19 protein-coding genes are annotated in these 22447 nt (G+C 66.0%); 6 read left to right on the top strand and 13 right to left on the bottom strand.

Features of this window, described 5'->3' with window-relative positions; translation table 11 throughout:
• Positions 1 to 277 precede the first annotated feature (277 nt).
• Both AB4Y40_RS30340 and AB4Y40_RS30335 read right to left on the bottom strand, forming a co-directional pair.
• On the bottom strand, positions 278 to 1036 hold the full coding sequence (locus AB4Y40_RS30340) for an SDR family oxidoreductase (protein ID WP_069265421.1): 759 nt from the start codon (positions 1034 to 1036) through the stop codon (positions 278 to 280).
• A 30-nt stretch (positions 1037 to 1066) separates the two neighbouring features.
• Positions 1067 to 2506, bottom strand: coding sequence for an aldehyde dehydrogenase family protein (locus AB4Y40_RS30335; RefSeq protein ID WP_368690983.1), 1440 nt, complete (start codon positions 2504 to 2506; stop codon positions 1067 to 1069).
• A gap of 321 nt (positions 2507 to 2827) precedes the next feature.
• Between AB4Y40_RS30335 and ppa the strand changes: the two genes are divergently transcribed.
• Positions 2828 to 3355, top strand: coding sequence for an inorganic diphosphatase (gene ppa, locus AB4Y40_RS30330; protein ID WP_028207725.1), 528 nt, complete (start codon positions 2828 to 2830; stop codon positions 3353 to 3355).
• A 69-nt stretch (positions 3356 to 3424) separates the two neighbouring features.
• Here ppa and AB4Y40_RS30325 read toward each other — a convergent pair whose 3' ends face one another.
• From AB4Y40_RS30325 to AB4Y40_RS30315, 3 genes are all read right to left on the bottom strand, one after another.
• Positions 3425 to 6277: an EAL domain-containing protein gene (locus tag AB4Y40_RS30325; RefSeq protein WP_368690982.1), complete on the bottom strand. Its 2853-nt coding sequence runs from the start codon at positions 6275 to 6277 to the stop codon at positions 3425 to 3427.
• Positions 6278 to 6436: 159 nt separating this feature from the next.
• Positions 6437 to 6748 (bottom strand): GIY-YIG nuclease family protein, encoded by a 312-nt coding sequence (locus AB4Y40_RS30320; protein WP_368690981.1) that lies wholly within the window; start codon positions 6746 to 6748, stop codon positions 6437 to 6439.
• Positions 6749 to 6830: 82 nt separating this feature from the next.
• Complete coding sequence (locus AB4Y40_RS30315) at positions 6831 to 8003, bottom strand: GNAT family N-acetyltransferase (protein WP_368690980.1); 1173 nt, start codon at positions 8001 to 8003, stop codon at positions 6831 to 6833.
• 228 nt (positions 8004 to 8231) lie between these two features.
• Here AB4Y40_RS30315 and AB4Y40_RS30310 point away from each other — a divergent pair, with 228 nt between their 5' ends.
• Both AB4Y40_RS30310 and AB4Y40_RS30305 read left to right on the top strand, forming a co-directional pair.
• Positions 8232 to 10343: an NAD(+) synthase gene (locus AB4Y40_RS30310; protein ID WP_368690979.1), complete on the top strand. Its 2112-nt coding sequence runs from the start codon at positions 8232 to 8234 to the stop codon at positions 10341 to 10343.
• 75 nt (positions 10344 to 10418) lie between these two features.
• Positions 10419 to 10757, top strand: coding sequence for a P-II family nitrogen regulator (locus AB4Y40_RS30305; protein ID WP_028207721.1), 339 nt, complete (start codon positions 10419 to 10421; stop codon positions 10755 to 10757).
• 175 nt (positions 10758 to 10932) lie between these two features.
• Here AB4Y40_RS30305 and AB4Y40_RS30300 read toward each other — a convergent pair whose 3' ends face one another.
• From AB4Y40_RS30300 to AB4Y40_RS30280, 5 genes are all read right to left on the bottom strand, one after another.
• Positions 10933 to 12105, bottom strand: a complete 1173-nt coding sequence (locus tag AB4Y40_RS30300; protein ID WP_368690978.1) for a porin — start codon at positions 12103 to 12105, stop codon at positions 10933 to 10935.
• A gap of 579 nt (positions 12106 to 12684) precedes the next feature.
• The gene (locus AB4Y40_RS30295; RefSeq protein ID WP_324159922.1) at positions 12685 to 13467 is read right to left on the bottom strand and encodes an ABC transporter ATP-binding protein; all 783 of its coding nucleotides are present in this window, start codon (positions 13465 to 13467) and stop codon (positions 12685 to 12687) included.
• A gap of 30 nt (positions 13468 to 13497) precedes the next feature.
• On the bottom strand, positions 13498 to 14220 hold the full coding sequence (locus tag AB4Y40_RS30290) for an ABC transporter permease (protein WP_028210520.1): 723 nt from the start codon (positions 14218 to 14220) through the stop codon (positions 13498 to 13500).
• 19 nt (positions 14221 to 14239) lie between these two features.
• Positions 14240 to 14929, bottom strand: coding sequence for an ABC transporter permease (locus AB4Y40_RS30285; protein WP_028207717.1), 690 nt, complete (start codon positions 14927 to 14929; stop codon positions 14240 to 14242).
• Positions 14930 to 15185: 256 nt separating this feature from the next.
• Complete coding sequence (locus AB4Y40_RS30280) at positions 15186 to 15962, bottom strand: ABC transporter substrate-binding protein (RefSeq protein ID WP_368690994.1); 777 nt, start codon at positions 15960 to 15962, stop codon at positions 15186 to 15188.
• Between the two features lie 435 nt (positions 15963 to 16397).
• Between AB4Y40_RS30280 and AB4Y40_RS30275 the strand changes: the two genes are divergently transcribed.
• Positions 16398 to 17096 (top strand): pirin family protein, encoded by a 699-nt coding sequence (locus AB4Y40_RS30275; RefSeq protein ID WP_368690977.1) that lies wholly within the window; start codon positions 16398 to 16400, stop codon positions 17094 to 17096.
• 106 nt (positions 17097 to 17202) lie between these two features.
• Here AB4Y40_RS30275 and AB4Y40_RS30270 read toward each other — a convergent pair whose 3' ends face one another.
• The gene (locus AB4Y40_RS30270) at positions 17203 to 17775 is read right to left on the bottom strand and encodes a periplasmic heavy metal sensor (RefSeq protein WP_368690976.1); all 573 of its coding nucleotides are present in this window, start codon (positions 17773 to 17775) and stop codon (positions 17203 to 17205) included.
• A 234-nt stretch (positions 17776 to 18009) separates the two neighbouring features.
• On the opposite strand from AB4Y40_RS30270, the gene AB4Y40_RS30265 reads away from it, so the two are divergent.
• A complete protein-coding gene (locus tag AB4Y40_RS30265) occupies positions 18010 to 18741 on the top strand; it encodes a response regulator (protein ID WP_028207713.1) in 732 nt (243 codons plus the stop codon).
• The gene (locus AB4Y40_RS30260) at positions 18725 to 20041 is read left to right on the top strand and encodes an ATP-binding protein (RefSeq protein WP_368690975.1); all 1317 of its coding nucleotides are present in this window, start codon (positions 18725 to 18727) and stop codon (positions 20039 to 20041) included. The genes AB4Y40_RS30265 and AB4Y40_RS30260 overlap by 17 nt, the downstream gene beginning before the upstream one ends.
• A 178-nt stretch (positions 20042 to 20219) precedes the next feature.
• Here the strand turns inward: AB4Y40_RS30260 and AB4Y40_RS30255 are convergent, their stop codons facing one another.
• A complete protein-coding gene (locus AB4Y40_RS30255) occupies positions 20220 to 20486 on the bottom strand; it encodes a hypothetical protein (protein WP_028207711.1) in 267 nt (88 codons plus the stop codon).
• 177 nt (positions 20487 to 20663) lie between these two features.
• Complete coding sequence (locus AB4Y40_RS30250) at positions 20664 to 22343, bottom strand: diguanylate cyclase (protein ID WP_368690974.1); 1680 nt, start codon at positions 22341 to 22343, stop codon at positions 20664 to 20666.
• Between the last annotated feature and the right edge of the window lie 104 nt (positions 22344 to 22447).

Here is a 22447-nt window from a genome sequence, read left to right as displayed (position 1 = left end):
TTACCCTCAGTGGTCGTTTTGACACCACCACTTTGGCACTCTGATGCCGTCGGGTACAGCGAGGGCTCCGCCGTTCCTACTGCCTCTCCGTTCCGACGCGGGAGGGAGGCGTCCATACCATCTCCTTAGCGATCTTGCTCGTTGGCGTGTTTGTTGTATTGCCACCTTGATATGGCGGGTATTCGACGCGAAAGCACGATCATTCTATACGCGCCGCCGTGGCGCGACGGCGCGTATCTGTCGGGGAAAACACCGATCGGTCAGCTAGCGGGCGCAACTAGACGCAGCGCCCGCCATCCACTTCGATGCAGGTGCCGGTGATGAACGCCGCCTCATCCGAGGCGAGATAGAGGCACGCGTTGGCCACGTCTTGCGGCGTGGAAAAACGCCCGAGCGGAATGGTCGCGACGAAGCGCTGGCGGTTCTCGGGCGTGTCGGGCACGCCCATGAACTCGGCCGTGAGCCCCGTATCGCCGATCACGGGATTCACGCAGTTCACGCGGATCTGGTCGGGGCCCAGCTCGGCGGCGAGCGCCTTGCTGGCGACGATCATCGCGCCCTTGCTGCCGTTGTACCAGACGAGCCCGGGCCGGGGCCGGATGCCGGCCGTCGATGCGATATTGACGAACGCGCCGCCGCCGCGCTCGCGAAAGTGCGGCACGAACGCGCGCACGCTCCAGTAGAGGCCCTTCACGTTGACCGCGTACACGCGGTCGAACTCCGCTTCGCTCACTTCGAGCACGGGCTTGTTGCGATGCGTGGTGCCCGCGTTGTTGACGACGATCTGCACGCTGCCGAAGTCTTCGATCGCCGCCTCGCGCAGTGCGTGCCAGTCGGCTTCGCGCGTGATGTCGCCTTGCACGGCGATGGCCTTGCCGCCTGCGAGCGCAATCTCGCTCGCCACGCGCTCGGCGGCGTCACCGTTCAGATCGTTGATGACGACGTTCGCGCCTTCGCGCGCATAGGTCCTGGCGATGCCTTCGCCGAAGCCCGAGCCGCCGCCCGTCACGACGGCCGTCTTGCCTTTGAGTCGCATGATGTCTCCGTTTATGTTTATCGACATGATTCAGCCGTGCCGGATCGCGATGGTCTTGAGCACCGTGAAGCCATAGAGCGCTTCGAAGCCTTTTTCGCGCCCGTGTCCGGAGTGGCGCGTGCCGCCGAACGGTAATTCGACGCCGCCGCCCGCGCCGTAGTTGTTGACGAACACTTGGCCCGCGCGCACGCGCCGGGCAAGACGCATCTGGCGCGCGCCGTCGCGCGTCCAGATGCCCGCGACGAGGCCGTAAGGCGTGCCGTTGGCGAGCGCGAGCGCTTCTTCCTCGCTCTCGAAGGGCATGGCCGCGAGCACCGGGCCGAACACTTCCTCCTGGGCGAGGCGGCTTTGCGGCGGCACGTCGCGCAGGAGCGTCGGGACTTCGTAGAAGCCGCCGCTCGGCGCATCGGCTTCGAGCCTGCCGCTTGCCGCCGTGGCGATGCGGCTCGCGGCCGCTTCGTCGAGAAAGCCGCGCACGCGCTGGCGCTGCTTCTCGTTGATAAGGGGGCCGCAGTCGAGATCGGCACTGGCCGGGCCCACGCGCAACTTGCCGAACGACGCGGCGAGGCGGTCGATGAGCGGCTCGTAGGCGCTGCGCTCGATCAGCACGCGGCTGCCCGCCGAACAGGTCTGCCCCGCGTTCTGCACGATCGCGGCGACGAGCACGGGCAGCGCGGCGTCGAAATCGGCATCGGCGAAGACGATTTGCGGCGACTTGCCGCCCAGTTCGAGCGTGACGGGCACGTGGTGTTCGGCGGCCATCTGCGCGACGAGCTTGCCCGTTTGCGGCGAGCCCGTGAACGAGATGTGGTCGATGCCGGGATGCGCGCTGAGCGCCGCGCCCGCCTCATGCCCGAGCCCGGTGACGATGTTGAGCGCGCCCGCGGGCAAGCCGGCTTCGCGCGCGAGTTCGGCCACGCGCAGCAGCGACACGCAGGCGTCCTCGGCGGGCTTCACCACGCACGCGTTGCCGGTGGCGAGCGCCGCGCCCACGCTGCGCCCGAAGATCTGCATCGGGTAATTCCAGGGCACAATGTGGCCCGTCACGCCGTGCGGCTCGCGCACCGTGAGCACCGTGTAGCCGGCCTGGTAGGGCAGCGTTTCGCCGTGCAGCTTGTCGGCGGCGCCGGCGTAGAACTCGAAATAGCGCGCGAGCGCGGCGGCGTCGGCGCGCGCCTGCTTGAGCGGCTTGCCGGTGTCGCGCGCTTCGAGTTGCGCGAGTTCCTCCTTGTTCTGGCCGACGAGGCCCGAGAGTGCGAACAGCAGACGCCCGCGCTCGGCGGCGCTCAGTGCGCCCCAGGCGCCTTCAAAGGCGTTGCGTGCGGCCGAGACGGCCGCGTCGATGTCGGCTGCATTGCCGCGCGCGAGCTGCGCGAAGGGCTGGCCGGTGGAGGGATCGATCGCGGCGAGCGTCTCGCCGCTGGCGGGCGATTGCCACTCGCCGCCGATGAAGTGCTTCGCTTCTTCCATGCATGCGCCTCGTAAATAGGGAGTGAAGCGGGGGTGAAACGAGGAAGGGGAAACGCAAAACGGGAAACGTCGCCGAAACGTGCCTCGGATCGCCCGATGGAGGGCCGCGCCGGCAGATCGATTATCGCGCCAATTGCGGGCGCCACGCGCAGCAATTCAGCAGGCACTTCATCTGCGTGCGGGAAAGCCCTGGGCCGAACTGCCGGCCGCCCTGGCCGATTGGCTATAATGGCGTCCATCCTCCAACGTCCGCGACGTTCGGTTCTGCGCCGTTTTTCCGCGCGAGCCGTCGATTTTTCCCCTTCTCAACAGAGAGCGCTCATGAGCTTTGCAAATGTCCCCGCCGGCAAGGATCTGCCGCAAGACTTCAACGTGATCATCGAGATTCCCGCGCAAAGCGATCCGGTGAAATACGAAGCCGACAAGGACCTGGGCCTGCTCGTCGTCGACCGTTTCGTCGGCACGGGCATGCGCTATCCCGTGAACTACGGCTTCATTCCGCAGACGCTCTCCGGCGATGGCGACCCGGTCGACGTGCTCGTGATCACGCCGTTCCCGCTGCTGGCAGGCTCGGTGGTGCGCTCGCGCGCGCTCGGCATGCTGCAGATGACCGACGAGTCCGGCGTCGACGCGAAGCTGATCGCGGTCCCGCACGACAAGGTCTGCCCGATGACGGCCAACCTCAAGTCGCTCGACGACGTGCCCGAGTACCTGAAAGACCAGATCAAGCACTTCTTCGAGAACTACAAGGCGCTCGAAAAGGGCAAGTGGGTCAAGGTCGAAGGCTGGGTCGGCATCGAAGCCGCCCACAAGGAAATCACCGAAGGCGTGGCGAACTTCAAGAAGTAAATCGCGCTGCAGGTTTGATCGAAAACCGCACGTGCCTGTCAGGGCCGTGCGGTTTTTTCATGGGCGCGATCAATCCACTTCGGCGACGTCGCGCAGTTCGGGGCCGCGCAGGATGTCGAGCCGCGCGGGCCTACCCACCGCGTAGCCCTGCGCGTAGTCCACGCCCATCGCGATCATCCAGTCCACGATGGCGGCGTCCTCCACGCACTCGGCGATCGTCAGCTTGCCCGCGGCGTGGGCGACCTGGTTGATCGATCGCACGATGGCCTGGTCCAGCGGGCTGTCGATGATGCCGCGTATGAAGCTGCCGTCGATCTTCAGATAATCGACGTGCAGATGCTTGAGGTAGCTGAACGACGACATGCCCGCGCCGAAGTCGTCGAGCGCGAAGCGGCAGCCCTGCGCGCGCAGGCGTTCGATGAGCGTGATCGCCTCGTCCAGGTTCGTGATCGCGGCGGTTTCGGTGATCTCGAAACACACGCGCTCGAACGGGATCGACCAGATGCGCTGCTGCTCCTCGATATAGTCGGCGAGCTGCTCGTCGCCGAGCGAGGCGCCCGAGAGGTTGATCGACCAGGTGCCGTAATCGTGCGTGCCTTCGGCGATCATCGCGAACGCGCTCGCGATCACCCAGCGGTCGATGGCCGGCATGAGGTCGAAGCGCTCGGCCGCGCCGATGAACGCGGAAGGCTCGACGAGCGCGCCTGAGGCGGACTGCATGCGCAGCAGCAGTTCGACGTGCGTGTCGTCGGCCGCCGATGCCGATGTGGACGATTGCGCGAGCGAGAGAATCTTCTGGCCGAACAGGCAGAACTGGCCGTTCTCGAGCGCCGCCTTGATGTCGGAGACCCACGCCATCTGCGCGTGCGTTTGCGAGAGTTCCTCGTCGTCATAGCGAAAGCGGTGCACGCGGTTGCGGCCTTTCTTCTTCGCCATGTAGCACGCCACGTCCGCGGCCTTCATCACCTCTTTCACGGAAACCAGTCCCGCCGCGTCGCCGACGAGTCCTATGCTCACGCTCGTCTGCACGATGCGCCCGGCGCCCGTGAAGCGGATCGCGGCAATGCCCGCGCGCAGGTTCTCCGCAAGCAGCGACGCGTGCGCCGCCGTGCAATGCGGCAGCACGACGCCGAATTCGTCGCCGCCCAGGCGCGCAATGATGTCCTCGCCGCGCAACTCGCTCTTGAGCACGCGGCAGACCTGGCGGATCAATTCGTCGCCGGTCGAGTGGCCGCAGGTGTCGTTGACGACCTTGAACTGGTCGAGGTCGAGGAACATGACCGCATGGCCAGGCTGTCCGGCAGGTGCGCTCGCGCTCTCGTCGAGCAACGCGGCCAGACGCCGCTCGAATTCGCGGCGGTTATAGATGTCGGTGAGCTCGTCGTGGGTCGCCTGGTAGGCGAGGCGGGCGGCATGCTCGCGCAGCGCGCTCACGTCGTAGAGCACGATGACGGTGCCGATCACGCGGCGTTGCGCGTCGCGCAGCCTCGACACCGAGTAGTCGACCGCGAGACGCGAGCCGTTCGGGCGCAGCACATGCAGACTGGCGCCGCCTGCGTTGCCTGCCGCCTGAGAATTCATCAGGAGATCGAAGCGCTGCTGTTCGTGCGCGTCGTTGCGCAGATCGCAGATCGCGTCGAACGGTTGCGCGAGCATCCCGGCGGCCGCGCGGCCGAGCATGCGCTCGGCCACCGCGTTGCAGTAGGTCACGCGCGCGTGCTCGTCGGTGCGAATCACGGCTTCGCCGATCGAGGCCAGCGTGACCTCCGCCAGTTCGCGTTCGGTATAGGCCTTCGCTTCGGCGGTCCTCAGTTCGGAAATGTCGAACAGGCAACCGACCATGCGCACGGCGCGCCCGCGCGCGTCGCGCACCGCCTGGCCGCGCGCGCGGCACCAGCAGTAGCTGCCCGCGAGCGTGCGCAGCCGAAACTCCACGTCGAAAGTCGTGGCGCGCGCAAGGTGTTGGCGCAGTGCGTGGCGCACGAGCGTGAGGTCGTCCGGGTGGACGAGCTGGGTGAGGCCCGTGTCGCTTTCGAAGCGCGTGCCCACGTCGTAGCCGAGCTGCTCGTAGAGCCAGTTCGAGAAGTAGCATTGCCGGCTGCCGACCTCCCAGTCCCAGAGTCCGGCGTTGATGCCTTCAAAGCCGAGCGTGAGGCGCTCCTCGTTCTTGCGCACTTCGGCTTCGAGGCGGTCGCTGCGTGCGAGCGCGCGGCGGATGAATTGCGAGAACACGCCGAGCAGCACGATCGCGGAGGCGGCGAGCGCGAGCGTGAGGAGCGAGCGTGTGGCGCGCGCGGCGTCGTCGAGCGAGCGGGAGAAGCCGCTTTCGATGGGCGCGAGCTGGCTGTCGATCTCGCGCAGTTCCTGCACGAGGCCGGTGGATTCGGGCGCGTGCAGTTTGCCCGCCTGCACGAGCGCGTGCAGGCGTTCGCCGGTATCGGCAAGACGCAGGATATAACGGTCGCCGATCTCCCAGAAGGCCACGGCCGGGCGCATCCACGGCGTGTTCTTGAGCGTACGGTAGCCCCAGGTCATGCCGTCCATATCGGCGGGTGCGATGCGGCCCAGCTCGAAACCGTGCCGGATCGCCGCGGTGTCCGGCTGCGCGCGGTTCATCTCTAGCCGCGCCGCACGGTCGCCGAGCGGCACGGCAATGCCGGCGAGGAACGCGCGGTAGTCCACCTCGTCGCCGGTGCGTGCATAGCGCTCCAGCGCGTGAACCGCGTCCTTCTGACCCTTCGACCAACTGCTTTCCCCCGCCACATAGGCAAGCAGGATCGACATGATCGAGAGGCTGACCGCGGCGATCGCGGCCATGACGGCAGCGAGCAGCCATAGCGGCAGCAGGACCGCGGTCGTGCGCCGCAATCCGTGCCAACCGGGGGCAAGCTGGCTCGTCTCCGTTTTAATGGGTCTCTTCATGCTTCACCGGTCCCTTCGGCTTGCGAGGTGAAATGAGAGCGCACGCCGGGGGCTAAGACCGGCGTCTTGTGAGCAATAACGGCGAGGGCTGCGGCGGCTTTAGGCTTTAGACGGCGCGTTCGATGAAAAGAGCAAACGCTCTTGGCGCGAGGCGTTTGCTCATTCGGGCGCTGCGGTTTCCGGGGCTTCTTCCGGGGGCGGCGGGGGCAGGACCGATTCGAGCGTACGCGCGCCGCCCGCGAGCGCGCGCTTTTCGCGTGGGGTGAGGCGCTTGACCCAGTACTCGGCGCTCGAGGCGCGCGCACGGTCGGCGAACTCGAATTGCGCGAGCACCTGCACCGGCTTGCGCGAGCGCGTGTAGCGCGCGCCCGTGCCGCTCGCGTGCTGGGCGAAGCGGGCGGCGACGTCGATGGCGATGCCCGTGTAGACGCTGCCGTCGGCGCATTCGAGCATGTAGAGGAACCACGGCATAGTTCTGGAAGCGATGATCGTTATGGGCGAGCGTGTTTCAGGACACACCGCGCGTGAATTTTACTTACGGGCAACGCGCGCATCACGCTCGAAAAGGATTGCGCTCATTGAGTTCGTGCATGTAGGCGTGAATGTGGTTCGTCTCGCTCTCGAGAAAGCGCGCGACGGCATCGGAGAACGCCGGATGGGCGAGCCAATGCGCCGAGCGCGTGGCGGTGGGCAGGAAACCGCGCGCCATCTTGTGTTCGCCTTGCGCGCCGCCTTCGAACACGTCGAGCTTTTCCTCGATGCAGAATTCGAGCGGCTGATAATACGCGGTCTCGAAGTGCAGGCAGGGCACGTGTTCGAGCGCGCCCCAGTAGCGGCCATAGAGCGTACCGCCCTGGCCATTCTCGCCACGTTGCCAGACCACGAGCGAACTCGCGATCGGCTTGCCTTCGCGCTCGGCGATCACGAGCAGCAGATTCTCCGGCATCGTCTCGCCGATCATGCGAAAGAAGTCGAGATTCAGGTACGGCGAAGAGAAATGCTCGCGGTAGGTTTGCCGGTAGCAGCGGCTGAAAAAGCGCCACTCGGTGTCGCTGATGTCCTCGCCGCGCACGCGCCGCATCGTCACGCCCGCGTCGTGCACCTTGCGGCGTTCCGCGCGGATGTTCTTGCGCTTTTTCTGCTCCAGCGTGGAGAGGAAGTCCTCGAAGTCGCGATAGCCGTCGTTGAGCCAGTGAAACTGCACGCCTTCGCGCTGCATCATGCCGAGATCGGTCAGCGCCTCGGCGTCTTCGGTGGTCGGAAAGAGCACGTGCAGGGACGAGACGTCGGCCTGCTCGGCGAACGCGAGCAGCGTCGCGGCCAGATGGCGGCGCGCGGTTGCGTCGGCGGCGATCAGACGCGTACCCTGTACCGGCGTGAACGGCACGGCGCACAGGAGCTTCGGGTAGTACTCGAGGCCGTTGCGCTTGTATGCGTCGGCCCAGGCCCAGTCGAACACGTACTCGCCGTACGAGTGGCCCTTCAGATACACCGGCGCGGCGGCGGCGAGGCGGCCCGTGCGCGTGTCGGTGAGCGTGACGAATTGCGCGGCCCAGCCCTCGTTGGGCGTGGTGCAGCGCGTGGCGTCGAGCGCCGCGAGGAATTCGTGGCGCAAAAAAGGCGTAGGCTGCGCCTGGCGCGCGAGCAGCGCGTTCCATTCGGCGGCGTCGACCTCGGACGGTGAGCCGAGGATGCCCGTGCGATAATCGAAATGTTCCTGTTTCATGCGTGCCCGTTGGCGTGGGATGCGGCTTGGGTCGTTCAGCAGCGCCTGCAGCGGCAAACGGTCATGGTAAAGCAAACGTCCCGAGCGGGTGAGGACCGCCGCGCTTCGTGCAGCGGCGTCAGCCAGGCAGCATCGAGCGGTTTCAAAGCGGCTTCAAGCGGTATCAAGCAGCCCGAACGTCAGAGCGCGCGCTTGCGTGCGCAGCGCGCCCGCCTCAAGGTTATCGAAATGAAAGAGCGCTTCTTCAATCTCTATACGCACGGCTTTGCGCGCGTGGCCGTGGGCGTGCCGCGCTGCCGTGTGGCCGATCCCGCATTCAACGCCAGCGAGACGCTCGCGCTCGCGTGCGAGGCCGCCGCGCAGGGCGCGGCGCTCGTCGCGTTCCCCGAGCTTGGGCTTTCGGCCTATACCTGCGACGACCTGTTCCATCAGCAAGCGTTGCTCGACGCCTGCGAGCGTGCACTCGCGCAGATCGTGGAAACGTCGGCGGCGTTGCCGATCGTGATGATCGTGGGGCTGCCGGTGCGCGCGGGGCATTCGCTCTTCAACTGTGCAGCCGTCGTGGCGGGCGGGCGTGTGGCGGGCGTCGTGCCCAAGAGCTTCTTGCCGAACTACGGCGAATTCTACGAACCGCGCCAGTTCAGCGCCGCCGATAGCGCGAGCACCGACACCGTGCGCCTCGCCGGCGCGGATGTGCCGTTCGGCGCGTCGCTGCTGTTCGAGGTGCCGCAGGTCGCGGGCCTGCGCTTTCACGTGGAAATCTGCGAGGACGTCTGGGTGCCGATCCCGCCGTCGTCGTTCGCGGCGCTCGCGGGCGCTTCGGTGCTCGTCAATCTTTCGGCGTCGAACGTCGTGGTGGGCAAGGCGGGCTACCGGCAGCAGCTGGTCTCGCAACAGTCGGCGCGTTGTCTCGCCGCGTATCTGTACACCTCGGCGGGCAAGGGCGAATCGACCACCGACATGGCCTGGGACGGCCACGCGCTCGTGTGCGAAAACGGCGAGCTGCTCGCGCAGTCGGAGCGCTTCTCCGACGACTCGCACCTCATCTTCGCCGATGTCGATCTCGCGCGGCTGCAGCAGGAGCGCATCCGCCAGACCACGTTCGGCGATTCGATCCGCCGCCACGCCGATGAAGTCGCGAAGTTCCGTGTGATCTCATGCGAGCTGGCCGGCGAGGGCGCATGGCGGCGCGACACGCTCGCGCTCTCGCGCCGCGTGGAGCGCTTCCCCTATGTGCCGGCCGATCCGAAGCGGCGCGACGAGCGCTGCAACGAGGTCTACAACATCCAGGTGCAGGCGCTCGTGCAGCGGCTTTCGCAGGCGGGCATCAAGAAGGTGGTGATCGGCGTCTCGGGCGGGCTCGACTCCACACATGCGCTGCTCGTGTGCGCGAAGGCGATGGATCGCCTCGGGCTGCCGCGCGCGAACATCCTCGCGTACACCATGCCCGGGTTCGCCACGAGCGAGCGCACGCTGCGCCAGGCGCGCGAGCTGATGGCGCTGGTCGGCTGCACGGCGCGCGAAATCGACATTCGCCAGAGCTGCATGCAGATGCTCGAAGACCTCGGCCATCCGTACTCGGAAGGCCGCGAAACCTACGACATCACTTTTGAAAACGTGCAGGCCGGCGAGCGCACGAATCACCTGTTCCGCCTCGCCAACTTCAACCACGCGATCGTGATCGGCACGGGCGATCTCTCCGAGCTTGCGCTCGGCTGGTGCACCTACGGGGTGGGCGATCACATGTCGCACTACAACGTGAATGCGAGCGTGCCGAAAACGCTCATCACGCACCTCGTGCGCTGGGTGGCCGAAACGGGCCAGATTGGCCAGAACGGGGAGAGCGGCCGCGACGTGCTCGAAGCGATTCTCGCCACCGACATCAGCCCGGAGCTGATCCCCGGCAAGTCCGATGGCGCGCCCGAGCAGAAAACCGAAAGCACGATCGGCCCCTACGAGTTGCAGGACTTCAACCTCTACTACACGCTGCGCTTTGGCTTCGCGCCTTCGAAGGTCGCGTTCCTCGCGCGCCACGCGTGGGGTGACCGCGAAGCGGGCGCGTGGCCCGAGAACGCGAAGGTCGCGCGCAATCAGTACGATCTCGCGTCGATCAAGCGCAATCTGCGCATTTTCCTCGACCGCTTCTTCCGCCAGAGCCAGTTCAAGCGCACCTGCATTCCGAATGCGCCGAAGGTCGGCTCGGGCGGCTCGCTCTCGCCGCGCGGCGACTGGCGCGCGCCCAGCGATTCGGAGTCGGTGGTCTGGCTCGCCGATCTGGAGCGCGTACCCGACGAAGCGGGCGGGGCGAGCGCGGCGCCTGCGGGCAAGCCCTCGGCGTGAGCCCCGGCCGCACAGCGTAGAATCCCGATATGTTCCGAAATTTCCGACAAATCCGATAACGAGACGAGGTTCGCCATGAAACGCATTACTGCCGTGATCAAACCGTTCAAGCTCGACGAAGTGCGCGAGGCGCTCGCCGAAGTGGGCCTCACGGGCCTGACCGTCACCGAGGTCAAGGGCTTCGGCCGCCAGAAGGGCCACACGGAGCTTTACCGCGGCGCCGAATACGTGGTCGACTTCCTGCCGAAGGTGAAGATCGAGGTGGTGGTCGCGAGCGACCAGGCCGACCAGGTGATCGACGCGATCATCGGCGCGGCGCGCACCGGCAAGATTGGCGACGGCAAGATCTTCGTGACCGACGTGGAGCGCGTGATCCGCATTCGCACGGGCGAGGAAAACGAAGCGGCGGTTTGAGGCCGCGCGCCTTCGAACACCGGAAGCACCCATAGAAAAAGGGACGGCGCCGCTTGCGCGGCCCGTCCCCAGAATAAAAAACGGTGCGATACCCTTTCGGACATCGCACCGATACGCGCCTCTCGCAGCAGCGTGAAAACGTCGATGTAGCTGTTCTTTCTACACTCGCTTCGAATTAGAACGAGTGCTGGATACCTGCGTACACGCCAACCTGGCTGTGGCCCGGCAGCGGGTTGCCCGTTGCAGCAGTCGTACCGAAGTTGTTGGCGTTCAGGCCGAAGTTGGCCGTCTTGCTGTTCTGCACCGTGCCTGCCTGGATGTCGAGCAGCGTGCGCTTGGACAGGTTGTACGAACCGCCGATCGTGTACAGCGTGGCGTTGCCGCCGCCGTTGTTCGCATTGACGTGGTAGACCGCGGCGATCAGCGCTGCAGCCGGCGTCATTTGCCACGTCACGCCGCCCCACTCGTGGTCGAGCGTCGTCGGCTGGCCGATGATGCCCGGGTTCATGCCCGACGAACGGATGGCTTCATAGCCGCCCTGAACCTTGAATGCGCCGAGGAACAGGTTGAACATGGCCATGTAGTCACGCGAGTACGCGAACACGCCATTGCCGTTTGCCTGCGTAGCACCGACAGGAGCATTGGCGCCGTTGAGCGCGTTGTACACGCCGCCCAGTTGGCCGTTGTCCGGATTGCGGATTTCGTCATACAGACCGCGGATCTGGAACAGCGAGCTCGTGTAGGTCAGCTGCAGGCCAGCTTCGCGACCCTGGCTCGTCGAGCCGTTGCCGTTCCAGTTCGTCGCGTTCGAGAACGCGTACTGGCCGTACACGTCGAAGCCCATCCAGTTCGGCGACTGGTACGAAATGTTGTTGCTCGATTGCGGCCAGTTGCGGCCACGGACCATCGAAGCCGACGACCAGTTCGACTGACCGAACGGATCGAAGTCCCAAATGCCGTTGGAGATGAACAGCATGCGGCCAGCCAGCAGCGTACCGAACTGGTCGTTCGCTACACCGATAGTCGCCCAGCGATTCCAGAGCGAGCCGGCCGAGCCGAGCGTGCCGTTCGCAGTGCTGAAGCTGCCTTCCAGGTGGAACAGAACCTTGTTGCCGCCACCGATGTCCTCAACGCCCTTCATGCCCCAGAGGCTGGTGCCCCAGTAGCCGCTTTCGAGCTGAACCTGGCTCGAGCCGTGCGTAGCCGGAGTCGTTGAGGTGCCACCTGCACCAATGCCGTTCATATACGCCACACCCATATCCAGGCGGCCGTAGAGCGTGACGCTGCTTTGTGCATGCGCGATCACGCCAGCCGACATCAATGCTGCGGCGAGCAAAGCTTTCTTCATCTTCTCCTCCATACCCTGTCAAAGAGTCAACCTTAGTACTGCGAAAGACGTCCGTGCGCTTGGCGGCGCTGCGAACAGAAATCGTCGCGTGAGGGAGAATTACCCCGAGGACCGGCGTACGGGCTGGTGCCGCTGCATGACCCGGGCTGGGTCGTCTTGCAGGTCCCCTGGTTGACTGGCATCTCCCGTTCTTTTTGAAGTGAAACTACTTTTAATGAACTTTGTTTTGCTACTTTGGTTACTAATTTAGCAAAAAAGGTCCGCGCTGGCGAACTAATTCGTGCTCGCCCCCCGGGATGTCGTCAAATTGCAATATGGTCTTCCTGGATGGTGGTCAGAGAGGTACTACAACCAGGTCGAAAACCTTGTGGGACAAGGGACTCACGTCAATTGAATGGCTGAGTTCAGGATTGCCACTATTGACGAGGGATTTCACAAGGAGTAATGCGAAAAACGCCGTTTTTGCGGCTAATCGCGCGGCTTTTCGAGGGCAAAAGTCCAAAAAAGAAAAGGCGCTGTAAGCGCCTTGTAAAACTACTTTTACTACATCGCCGAAAGGCGGCGACCCTGTGAGTCGTCTTACTTGAGGCTGCCTGAAAGGAACTGGCGCAGGCGCTCGCTCTTCGGATTGGCGAAGACCTCGGCCGGCTTACCTTCCTCTTCCACGAGTCCCTTGTGCAGGAACATGACGTGGTTCGAAACGTTGCGCGCGAAACCCATTTCGTGGGTGACCACGATCATCGTGCGGCCTTCCTCGGCGAGCTTCTGCATGACCTTGAGCACTTCACCCACGAGTTCGGGGTCGAGCGCCGAGGTCGGCTCGTCGAACAGCATGACGTCGGGGTGCATGGCGAGCGCGCGGGCAATCGCCACGCGCTGCTGCTGACCACCCGAGAGGTGCGAGGGGTATTGCTTCTCCACGCGAGGCGCGAGACCGACCTTCTCCAGATAGGTGCGCGCGCGCTCTTCGGCTTCCTTGCGTGGCAGTCCCAGCACGTGCACGGGCGCCTCGATCACGTTCTCGAGCACCGACATGTGCGACCACAGGTTGAAGTGCTGGAACACCATGGCGAGCTTGGTGCGCACGCGCTGGAGCTGCTTTGCGTCGGCGGGGTGCAGGGCGCCCGTGCGCTTGTCCGCGCGGGTGGCGACTTCCTCGCCGTCCACCACGATGCGCCCTTCGTTGGGCTGCTCGAGGAAGTTGATGCAACGCAGCATCGTGCTCTTGCCCGATCCGGACGAGCCGATCACGCTGATCACGTCGCCGGCATTGGCTTTCAGGGACACGCCCTTGAGGACTTCGTTGTCGCCGTACTTCTTGTGGATGGAGTCGACGAACAGCTTCTGCTTCTGGGAATTCATCAATTGACCTTTAAACACGCCCTCGCGGGCTCACTTGCCTTGCGGTCGCAGGTACGCGAGCCAGCGGCGCTCCGCGCGGCGGAACAGCCACACGAGCGTGAAAGAAATGATCAGGTACAGGAGTGCGGCGATGCCGAACGCGCCGAACGACTGATACGTCGCCGAGTTCACGTCGCGCGCGATCTTCAGGATGTCCGGCACGGTCGCCGTGAAGGCCACGGTCGTTGCGTGCAGCATCAGAATGACTTCGTTGCTGTAGTAGGGCAGGGCGCGGCGCAGCGCCGAAGGCAGGATCACGCGGCGGTACAGCGTGAATTGCGACATGCCGTACGCGCGCGCGGCCTCGATCTCGCCGTAGGGCGTTGCCTTGATCGCGCCCGCGAAGATTTCGGTGGTGTACGCGCAGGTGTTGAGCGTGAACGCCAGCAGCGTGCAGTTCATGCCGCTCCTGAAGAACGCGCTCGTGAGTTCGTGGTTGCGCACGATCTCGAGGCTGTAGAGGCCCGTGTAGCACAGCAGCAGCTGCACGTAGAGCGGCGTGCCGCGGAAGATGTAGGTGTAGAGCCACACGAGCCCGGCGAGCCACTTCTTCTTCGACACGCGGGCCACGGCGAGCGGCACCGAGAGGCAGAAGCCGAGTCCGATCGAGATCACGAGCAGCCATAGCGTGATGGCCACGCCGCTGAAATGATAGCCGTCGGAGAAGAGGTAGTTGCGCCAGTATTGCTGGATCAGTTGGACGAAGTCTTGCATGGTCTTGGCCTCGCGCTATTTATAGATCCGCCTTGCGCACACCGGTGGAGTAGCGCTTGTCGAGATACATCAGCACGAAGTTGGAGACCGTGGTGATGACGAGATAGATCGCGCCGGCGAGCAGCGTGAAGAAGAAGAAGCGCAGCGTGCCCTTGCCGGCGTCCTGGCTTGCCTTCACGACGTCGGCGAGGCCGATGATCGAGACGAGCGCCGTGGACTTCACGAGCACCTGCCAGTTGTTGCCGATGCCGGGCAGCGCGAAGCGCATCATCTGCGGGAACATGATGCGCGTGAACACCTGCCAGCCCGTCATGCCGTAGGCGTGGCCCGCTTCGAGCTGGCCGCGCGGCACGGCGAGGAACGCGCCGCGGAAGGTTTCCGTGAAGTACGCGCCGTAGATGAAGCCCAGCACGACCACGCCCGCGAGGAACGGATCGATGTCGATCTGATCCCAGCCGAGCATGTCGGTGAGGTTGTTCAGCCAGATCTGGATGCTGTAGAAGAGCAGCAGCATGAGCACGAGATCGGGCACGCCGCGAATGAGCGTGGTGTAGAGCGTGCCCGCGCCGTGCGCGACGCGGTTTTTGGAGAGCTTGGCCGCCGCGCCGATCAGCCCGAGCACGAACGAGAGCGCGAGCGACAGCACGGCGAGCTTGACGGTCTGCCAGGTGCCGGCGAGGATCAGCGGGCCGTAGCCTTGAAGAAACATGGGCGAGTCCTTGACGGTGCGTTTCTCACACCGCGAAAGGCGCGGCTGTCTGCCGCGGTTCAAATCCGGTCATGGCCGCGCGGGTTGTAGCCTGGTCGCGCGCGGGCCGATGCGATTGCGCTCGTGAGCGCGCCTGTGACTGTATACGAAGCCCGGTGGCGGTCTATCGGGGAGCCCCCGGGGCTTCGATGTGTCGTGGCGCGAGGCGCGAGCGGTGGGTGTCTCGTTGTTTATTTACCTGCGTGTGCGTTCCCGTTCACTTGCCTTTGTAGATATCGAAGTCGAAGTACTGCTTCGCGATCCTGTCGAACGTGCCGTCCGCATGAATCGCGGCCAGCGCCGTGTTGAACTTCGCTTTGAGTTCGGCGTCGTCCTTGCGCAGGCCGATGGCGGTGCCGTCGCCGATCGTAGCCGGGTCTTCCACTTCCGTGCCCGCCCACGCGAAGCCCTTGCCGCGCGGCGTTTTCAGGAAGCCGAAATCCGCCTGGACCTCGTCTTGCAGCGTGGCGTCGAGGCGCCCGGCGATCAGATCCTGGTAGACCTGATCCTGATTCTGGTACGAGATCACATTCACGCCCCGCGGCGCCCAGTGCGCCTTTGCGTACGCTTCCTGGGTCGAGCCCTGCTCGACGCCCACGTTCTTGCCCTTGAGCGAAGCCGGCGTGGGCAGGAGCGGCGAGCCCGCGCGCGCGAGCATGCGTGCGGGCGCATCGAACATCTTCGTGGAGTAGTCGATCTGCTGGGCGCGCTGCGGCGTAATGGTCAGCGACGACACGATCGCATCGAACTTGCGGGCCTTGAGCGCCGGGATGATGCCGTCGAGGTCGTTTTCGACCCAGACACACTTCACGTTCATGCGCGCGCACAGCGCTTTCGTGAGGTCGACATCGAAGCCGACGATCTGTCCGTTCGGCGCTTTGGATTCGAACGGCGCATAGCTGGCGTCCACGCCGATGCGCACGGTTTTCCACTCTTTGGCGGCGGCGCTGCCTGCGATCAGGGCGAGCGCCACGCACACTGCAAACTTCTTCATCATTCTCCTGTCGAGCCGGAGCGCGTGCCTTTTTAGCACTGACTCCGTCCCATGCACGACTGATACGGGTGGCGCGGCGCGGTAAGGGGCGCGCGGCCGACGCAAGGCGGACCGGCTCGTGGCCGTTGGCCGCCATTCTAGGCGATCAAAAATGCGGGTCGGAAAGCGCGGCGCACTCCGGCCCCGGCGGCAGCGCGCGCTGGCGGGGCGGGGTAGCCGCCACGGGGGTGTCCACCCCGGGCCATCAGGCTCACGCTGGCCGAAAAGCGCGGTATTTTACCCGAAGCCGGAGGGCGTGCGGGTCTGACGCAGGGCGACGCCGGCAACGCAGCCCATTGATGTTGCTGGCGAAACGATGCGGTGCGCTGCTGCGGATTGTGCAAGCGGGCCGCCGCCCTTACCTTTGGATATCGACATGATTGACCGGAGATTGCCATGCTGACCATCCGACGCGCCGACGAACGCGGCCACGCCAACCACGGCTGGCTCGACTCGTACCACAGCTTTTCGTTTGCCGACTATTTCGACGAAGCGCATATGCACTACGGTGCGCTGCGGGTGCTCAACGACGACCGTATCGCGGGCGGCCAGGGCTTCGGCGCGCACGGCCATCGCGACATGGAGATCGTGACCTATGTGCTGTCCGGCGCGCTCGCGCACCGCGACAGCATGGGCAACGGCTCGACCATCCGCCCCGGCGACGTGCAGCGCATGAGCGCCGGCACCGGCGTGATGCACAGCGAGTTCAACGGCTCGAAGGAAGAGGAAGCGCACCTGCTGCAGATCTGGCTGCTGCCGCGCGAGCGCGGCGGCGCGCCCGGCTACGAGGAAAAGCGCTTCGACGACGCCGACAAGCGCGGCCGGCTGCGCCTCGTCGCCTCGCCAGACGGGCGCGACGGCTCGGTGACCGTGCAGTCGGATGCCTCGATCTACGCGGCTCTGGTGGACGGCGAGGAGCGCGTCGAGTACGCGGTGCCCGCCGGGCGGCGTGTCTATCTGCATGTGGCGCGCGGCGCGCTGGAGGTGAACGGCCAGCGCCTCGAAGCCGGCGATGCCGCGATGATCGAGGCTGAGGCGGCCGTCGCGCTCGCGAAGGGCGCAGCGGCCGAAGTGCTGCTGTTCGATCTCGCCTGAGCCTTTGACCGGCAGCGGCCGGCAAGCGCCCGCGCCATGAAAAAAGCGCCGCGGGGTGCGAATCCCGCGGCGCTTTGTCGCGCTTTTGCGCGCGCGCGTGTGCCGATTACTGCTGCGCAGCCGGTGCCGAAGCGCCGCCCTTGTGGTGCTGCTCCCAGCGCTCGCGCATCTGCTCGTGGCGCTGCTCCATCTTCGCGAAGCGCTCCTTGATCGCCGTGCTCACGGTCGTCTTCTGCTGGTCGTTCAGGCCGTTGTAGAAGGCGAGCCACGCTTGCGTGGTTTGCTCGCGCAGCTGCTGGTTCTGCTGCTCGACCTGCTCGTGCGCCGTGTGCATGGCGTTCAGGTCGAGGATCGGCTGGTTCTTCATCGAATCGAACTGCTGCTTCATCTGTTCATGATTCTTGCGCATGGCCTGACCGTTCTGCTTCATCGTGTCGAGCGCGGCCTGCCATTGCTTTTCCTGCGCGGCGTTCAGGTTCAGCTTGTCGTGCAGCTGCTTGAAGCCGAGCATGAAGTCGCCGTGCATGCCGGGGCCGCCATGCATGCCCGGACCGCCGTGCATCATGCCGGAACCGCCCTGGGGCGGCGGCGGGGTCTGGGCGTTGGCGGCGGTGGCGCCCACGGTGAGCGCGAGCGAGGCAGCGGCGATGGCGAGAAGGCGCGAAGTCGTCTTGTACATGGTGATGCTCCTGACAAATCCATGAGGGTTTTATCCGGTCTGGCGCGGCGCTTTCGGAAAGTGGTGGCGCTCGCAACCGGTGTCCCTAGCGTATCGATCCGGCAGGCGGCGCGTGTTACGCGGCGGGCCGCCGAGATTACGCGACATTACACGCGCCTTTCGCGGTAACACCTCGTAACCCAGCTGGAAGAGCTGTAAGCAAACGGCCCGTGCGCGCGCGTTACACTTCATCCCATGGCTACTCAAATCCTTGTCGTCGACGACGACCTCGAACTACGCGACCTCCTGCGCGACTATCTAGCGCGCCAGGGCATGGAAGTCTCGGTGCTGCACGACGCCGGCTCGCTGGAGCGGCGGCTCGAGCGCGAGCGCCCGGACCTGATCGTGCTCGACTTGATGATGCCGGGCGTCGACGGCCTGACCGCGCTGCGCAAGCTGCGCGCGGCCGGCGACGACATCCCCGTGATCATGCTGACGGCGCGCGCGGACGACGTGGACCGCATCGTCGGCCTCGAACTCGGCGCGGACGACTACCTCGGCAAGCCGTTCAACCCGCGCGAGCTGCTCGCGCGCGTGCAGGCGGTGCTGCGCCGGCGCCGCACGGTGCCTTCGGCCGCGGCGCCCGAGCAGCGCGAGCCGTACGCGTTCGGCCGCTTCACGCTCGACTTCCAGTCGCGCACGCTGCAGCAGGAAGGCAAGCCGATCATGCTGTCGGGCAGCGAGTTCGCCCTCCTGAAGATTTTCGTGAACCACCCCATGCGTACGCTCACGCGCGAGCGCCTGCTGGAGTTGCTGCACGGTCCCGAGTACGACGGCACCGACCGCGGCATCGACGTGCAGGTGTGGCGTCTGCGGCGCATTCTCGAAAGCGACCCGTCCACGCCGCGCTTCATCCAGACCGTACGCGGACGCGGCTACGTGTTCGTTCCCGACGGAGAGCAGGGCAACCATGCGCCGGCCGGTTGATTCGCTGTTCGGGCGCCTCGCGGTTATCTTCATCGGCGTTCTGCTGGTGTCGCATGTCGCCTGGTTCACGCTCATGCGCGTCGAACACAATCAGATGCAAACGCGCTACGCCGTCGAGGAAGCGACCTTCCTCGTCGACGCGGTGCGCCAGCACGTCGAGCGCGAGCCCGACCAGCCGCTGCCTTCGCGCGTGCAGCTCGTCGATCCGGCGAGTCCCGCCGTGCCGCCCGTCACCGAACGCATGCCCGAGCCGCTGCGCCGTTTCATCGACGACGTGCGCGAACGCATGCCGCCCGGCACCGACGTGCGCGTCGGGCCGCCCGGCGGGCCGCCCACGCTGTGGGTGCGCGGGCCGCAGGACGCCCGCTGGATCGTCCTGCCGGGCCAGCCGCTGCGCATCATGCGGCCGCTCGACAAGTTTCTGCCCTGGGTCATCACCATTTTCGCCACCGCCGTGATCGCCGCGCTCGTGGCCGCCTGGATGCTGCAGCAGCCGCTGAGCGCGCTCGCCCAGGCGGTGGGGCGCTTTGGCCGCGGCGAGCCCGTCCCGCCCGTGCCCGAACGCGGGCCGCGCGAGCTGCGTCAGCTCACGCTGGGCTTTAACCAGATGGTCAAGGAAGTCGAGCGTACGGAGAAAGACCGCGCCGTCATGCTCGCGGGCGTCGCGCACGATCTCAAGACGCCGCTTGCCCGGCTGCGCCTGCGCGCCGAAATGATGGACGAGCAAAAGGTGCGCGACGGCGTGGTGCGCGACGTCGAGTCGATGGCGCACATCGTCGACCAGTTCCTCGTGTTTGCGCACGACGGCGCCGATCGCAGCGAGCCCGTCGAGGTCGACGACCAGTGCGAGCGCATCGCGCGCAACCACCGCACGGCGAGCGGCGAGACGGTTGCGATCGAAACGCGTCTGCGCGCGGGTCCGGAGTTTCGTCTGCCCGCGGCCACGCTCGAGCGCGTGGTCTCGAACCTGCTCGACAACGCGCATGCGTATGGCGCACCGCCCGTCGTGATCGAGAGCGAGCGCGGCGCGACGGGTTTTTCGCTCACCGTGCGCGACCACGGCAAGGGCATCCCCGACCAGGAACTGACGCAGGCGAGCCGGCCGTTCGTGCGCCTCGACCCGGCGCGCGGCGGCAACGGCCACAGCGGCCTCGGCCTCGCGATCGTCGAGCGGCTGGTGCGCCGCGCAGGCGGCGAGCTCTCGATCGGCAACGGCGAGAGCGGCGGGCTCGCGGTGCGCATGACGTTTGCGTTCGACGTGGTGGAGCGCACCGTCACCGAAGCGGCGCAGATCTGGTAAATCGCGTGGGAATGGTTTGGCGGAAGCCCGCACCGAAGAGGCGGGGCATGGCCGGATGCGCTCGACGTGGTATTGAGCTGGTATTGACCACGCAGGAACCGGACGTTCCGCCCGAAGGCGCCGCCAGAGCGACGCCAGCATAAGCCAGGCTAAGCCACGTCAGGTCGGGCGCAGCCGCTCAGGCCGTGAAGAGCGTGTCGAGCGCGGCGGCGGCCTCGTTGTCCACCGTGTTGTAGGTCACGGTGTCGGCCTCGAAGATGTAGTGCGTGGTGTACTTGCCGAGGCGGGCAAGAATCTCTTCCTGAATCAGCTCGGGCGTGGCGTCGAGTTTCAGGTACCACGCGGTCGATGACAGGCGCGTCTGGAACGCGCCGTACTCGACCATCAACTGGTCGAACGCGAGCGCATCCTGATCGCGGCAGACAATGACCAGATTTCCCTTCATGCATGCCTCCAGATTTGTGCGGAACACCGAAGTGGCGCGGTTTGACTCATGCGCACCGGATGGACTGGTGCGCACCGTTCATCCCATGATACCGCGCCTCGCCGGTTGAGCCGGGCGAGCCCCGCAGCCTGGTACGGGCATCCCTCGTGTGATGGTTTGCGCAAGCTCGTTGCGCACTCACCAGGTCGGCGCCGCGGCGCGCGGCGGCACGACGCCCTCGGCCGTCATGGCCTCGCAACGGTCGCGCCCGGCCGCCTTCGCCATGTAGAGCGCGAGGTCGGCGCGGCTCATCAGACGCTCGGGCTGATCCTGCGAGGCCGCAAGTTCGGTCACGCCGATGCTCACGCTCACGCTCGCTTCCTCGGGCAATTCCACGCAAATGCGTTTGCTCACCTGCTCGCGCAGGCGATCGAGCACGATGAGCCCCGTGGCAAGCGAGGTCGCGGGCAGCAGGATGCCGAACTCCTCGCCGCCCAGGCGTCCGACGGCGTCGTCGGCGCGCAGTTCGGCGCGGCAGGTCTCCACGAAATGCTGGAGCGCGCGGTCGCCCGCCGGGTGGCCGAAGCGGTCGTTGATCTGCTTGAAATAGTCGAGGTCGGCAATCGCCATGCACAGCGGTTTGCCTGCCTCGTAGGCCGTGTCGATCTCGCGGCGCAGCAGGTCGAGGAAGTAGCGGCGCGAGAGCGCGCCGGTCAGCGCGTCGTGGCGCGCCTCGGCGGCGAGCAGCGCGTTCGCGGCCTGCAACTGCCCGGCGAGATCGCGGCTCGCGTGATGCAGGCGCCGCTCGCGCACCCACGAGACCGAGATCACTGCCGCGAGCGCCGCGGTGCCCGCGAGCGTGAGGAAAATGAGGAGCCGGTCGCGCTGGTGGTTCGCAATCAGCTCGGACCATGCGTTGACCGGATCCACGAGGTGTGCCGAGAGCCCGGAGTTCAGGCCGCCGCGCTGCTCGTAGAGGGCTGGCGCGCGTTGGCCCGGCAAGGCGATCATTTGCGCGGCGTCGGCGCGCGGGATCCACGGCGCCTCGCTCAACGCGGTTTTCGATGCCGGGCGCAACTCGAGCGGCGCGAAGTGCTCGCGCAGATAGGTGTTCACGCGGTCCAGCGCATTCATTTCGGCGACGTGCGAGCCGGGCAAGGCGCGTCCTTCGAGCGCGCTGTCATGGGCCATGATGATGACGCCATTGTTGTCCGCGACGAAGGTGCCCGGGTGGGTCACCCAGTGGCGCAGTCGGGCGATGCTGACCTTCGCGACCACGGCGCCGACCAGCAGGCCGTCGTCATAGGCGGGCGCTGCGACGAAAATGCCGGGCTCGCCGCTTGCCGTGCCCACGCCGTAGGCTTCGGAGAACGCCCCGAGCAGCGTGTCGTTCAGATATGCGCGCGGACGCATGTCCACGCCGACGTAGGAGATTTTTTCGAGCGCATTGCTCGACGCGATGCAGATGCCGTTCGCGTTGACGAGCCAGATCGCATCGAGCCCGGAGAAGCCCTGGGCGTCGTGGAGAAAGCGGTCGACCCCGGCGAGCGCCGGCACGCCTTGCAGCTCCTTGCGCCGTGCCAGTTCCGTCGATTCGCTCGACGCGGCATAATGCGCGGCCTCGGTGAGTGCCTGCTGGACGACACGGGTTTCGGCCATCGTCGCCGGAATGGCGCGCGACATGGCGAGGTCGCTGGCGATCACTTCGGCCATGTTGTCCACGACCGAGCGCATCATCTGGCGCTGTGCGGCGAGCGCGGCCTCGAACTCCTGGCGGACCATGCGGTCCGCGAGCCAGTCGGCCGCCGCCCAGCAGACGAGCGCGACCACCACGACCCCGAGGGGCCCGGCTGCCTGACGCAAGAGTCTCCTGTTCATCGGCCTTCTGGTTCGTGAGTGGTATGGAGGCGTGGGGATCGGCGCCCCTGGGCGTCGGGGCGCCACTGACGGAGCGTGTCGATTTTACCCCTCGAACGGGGCCG

It is taken from the genome of Paraburkholderia sp. EG287B, assembly GCF_040965595.1.
In the GTDB taxonomy this organism is placed as follows: Bacteria; Pseudomonadota; Gammaproteobacteria; order Burkholderiales; family Burkholderiaceae; genus Paraburkholderia.
The sequence above is the reverse complement of the archived record's forward strand: the minus strand, read 5'-3'. Positions and strand labels throughout refer to the sequence as shown.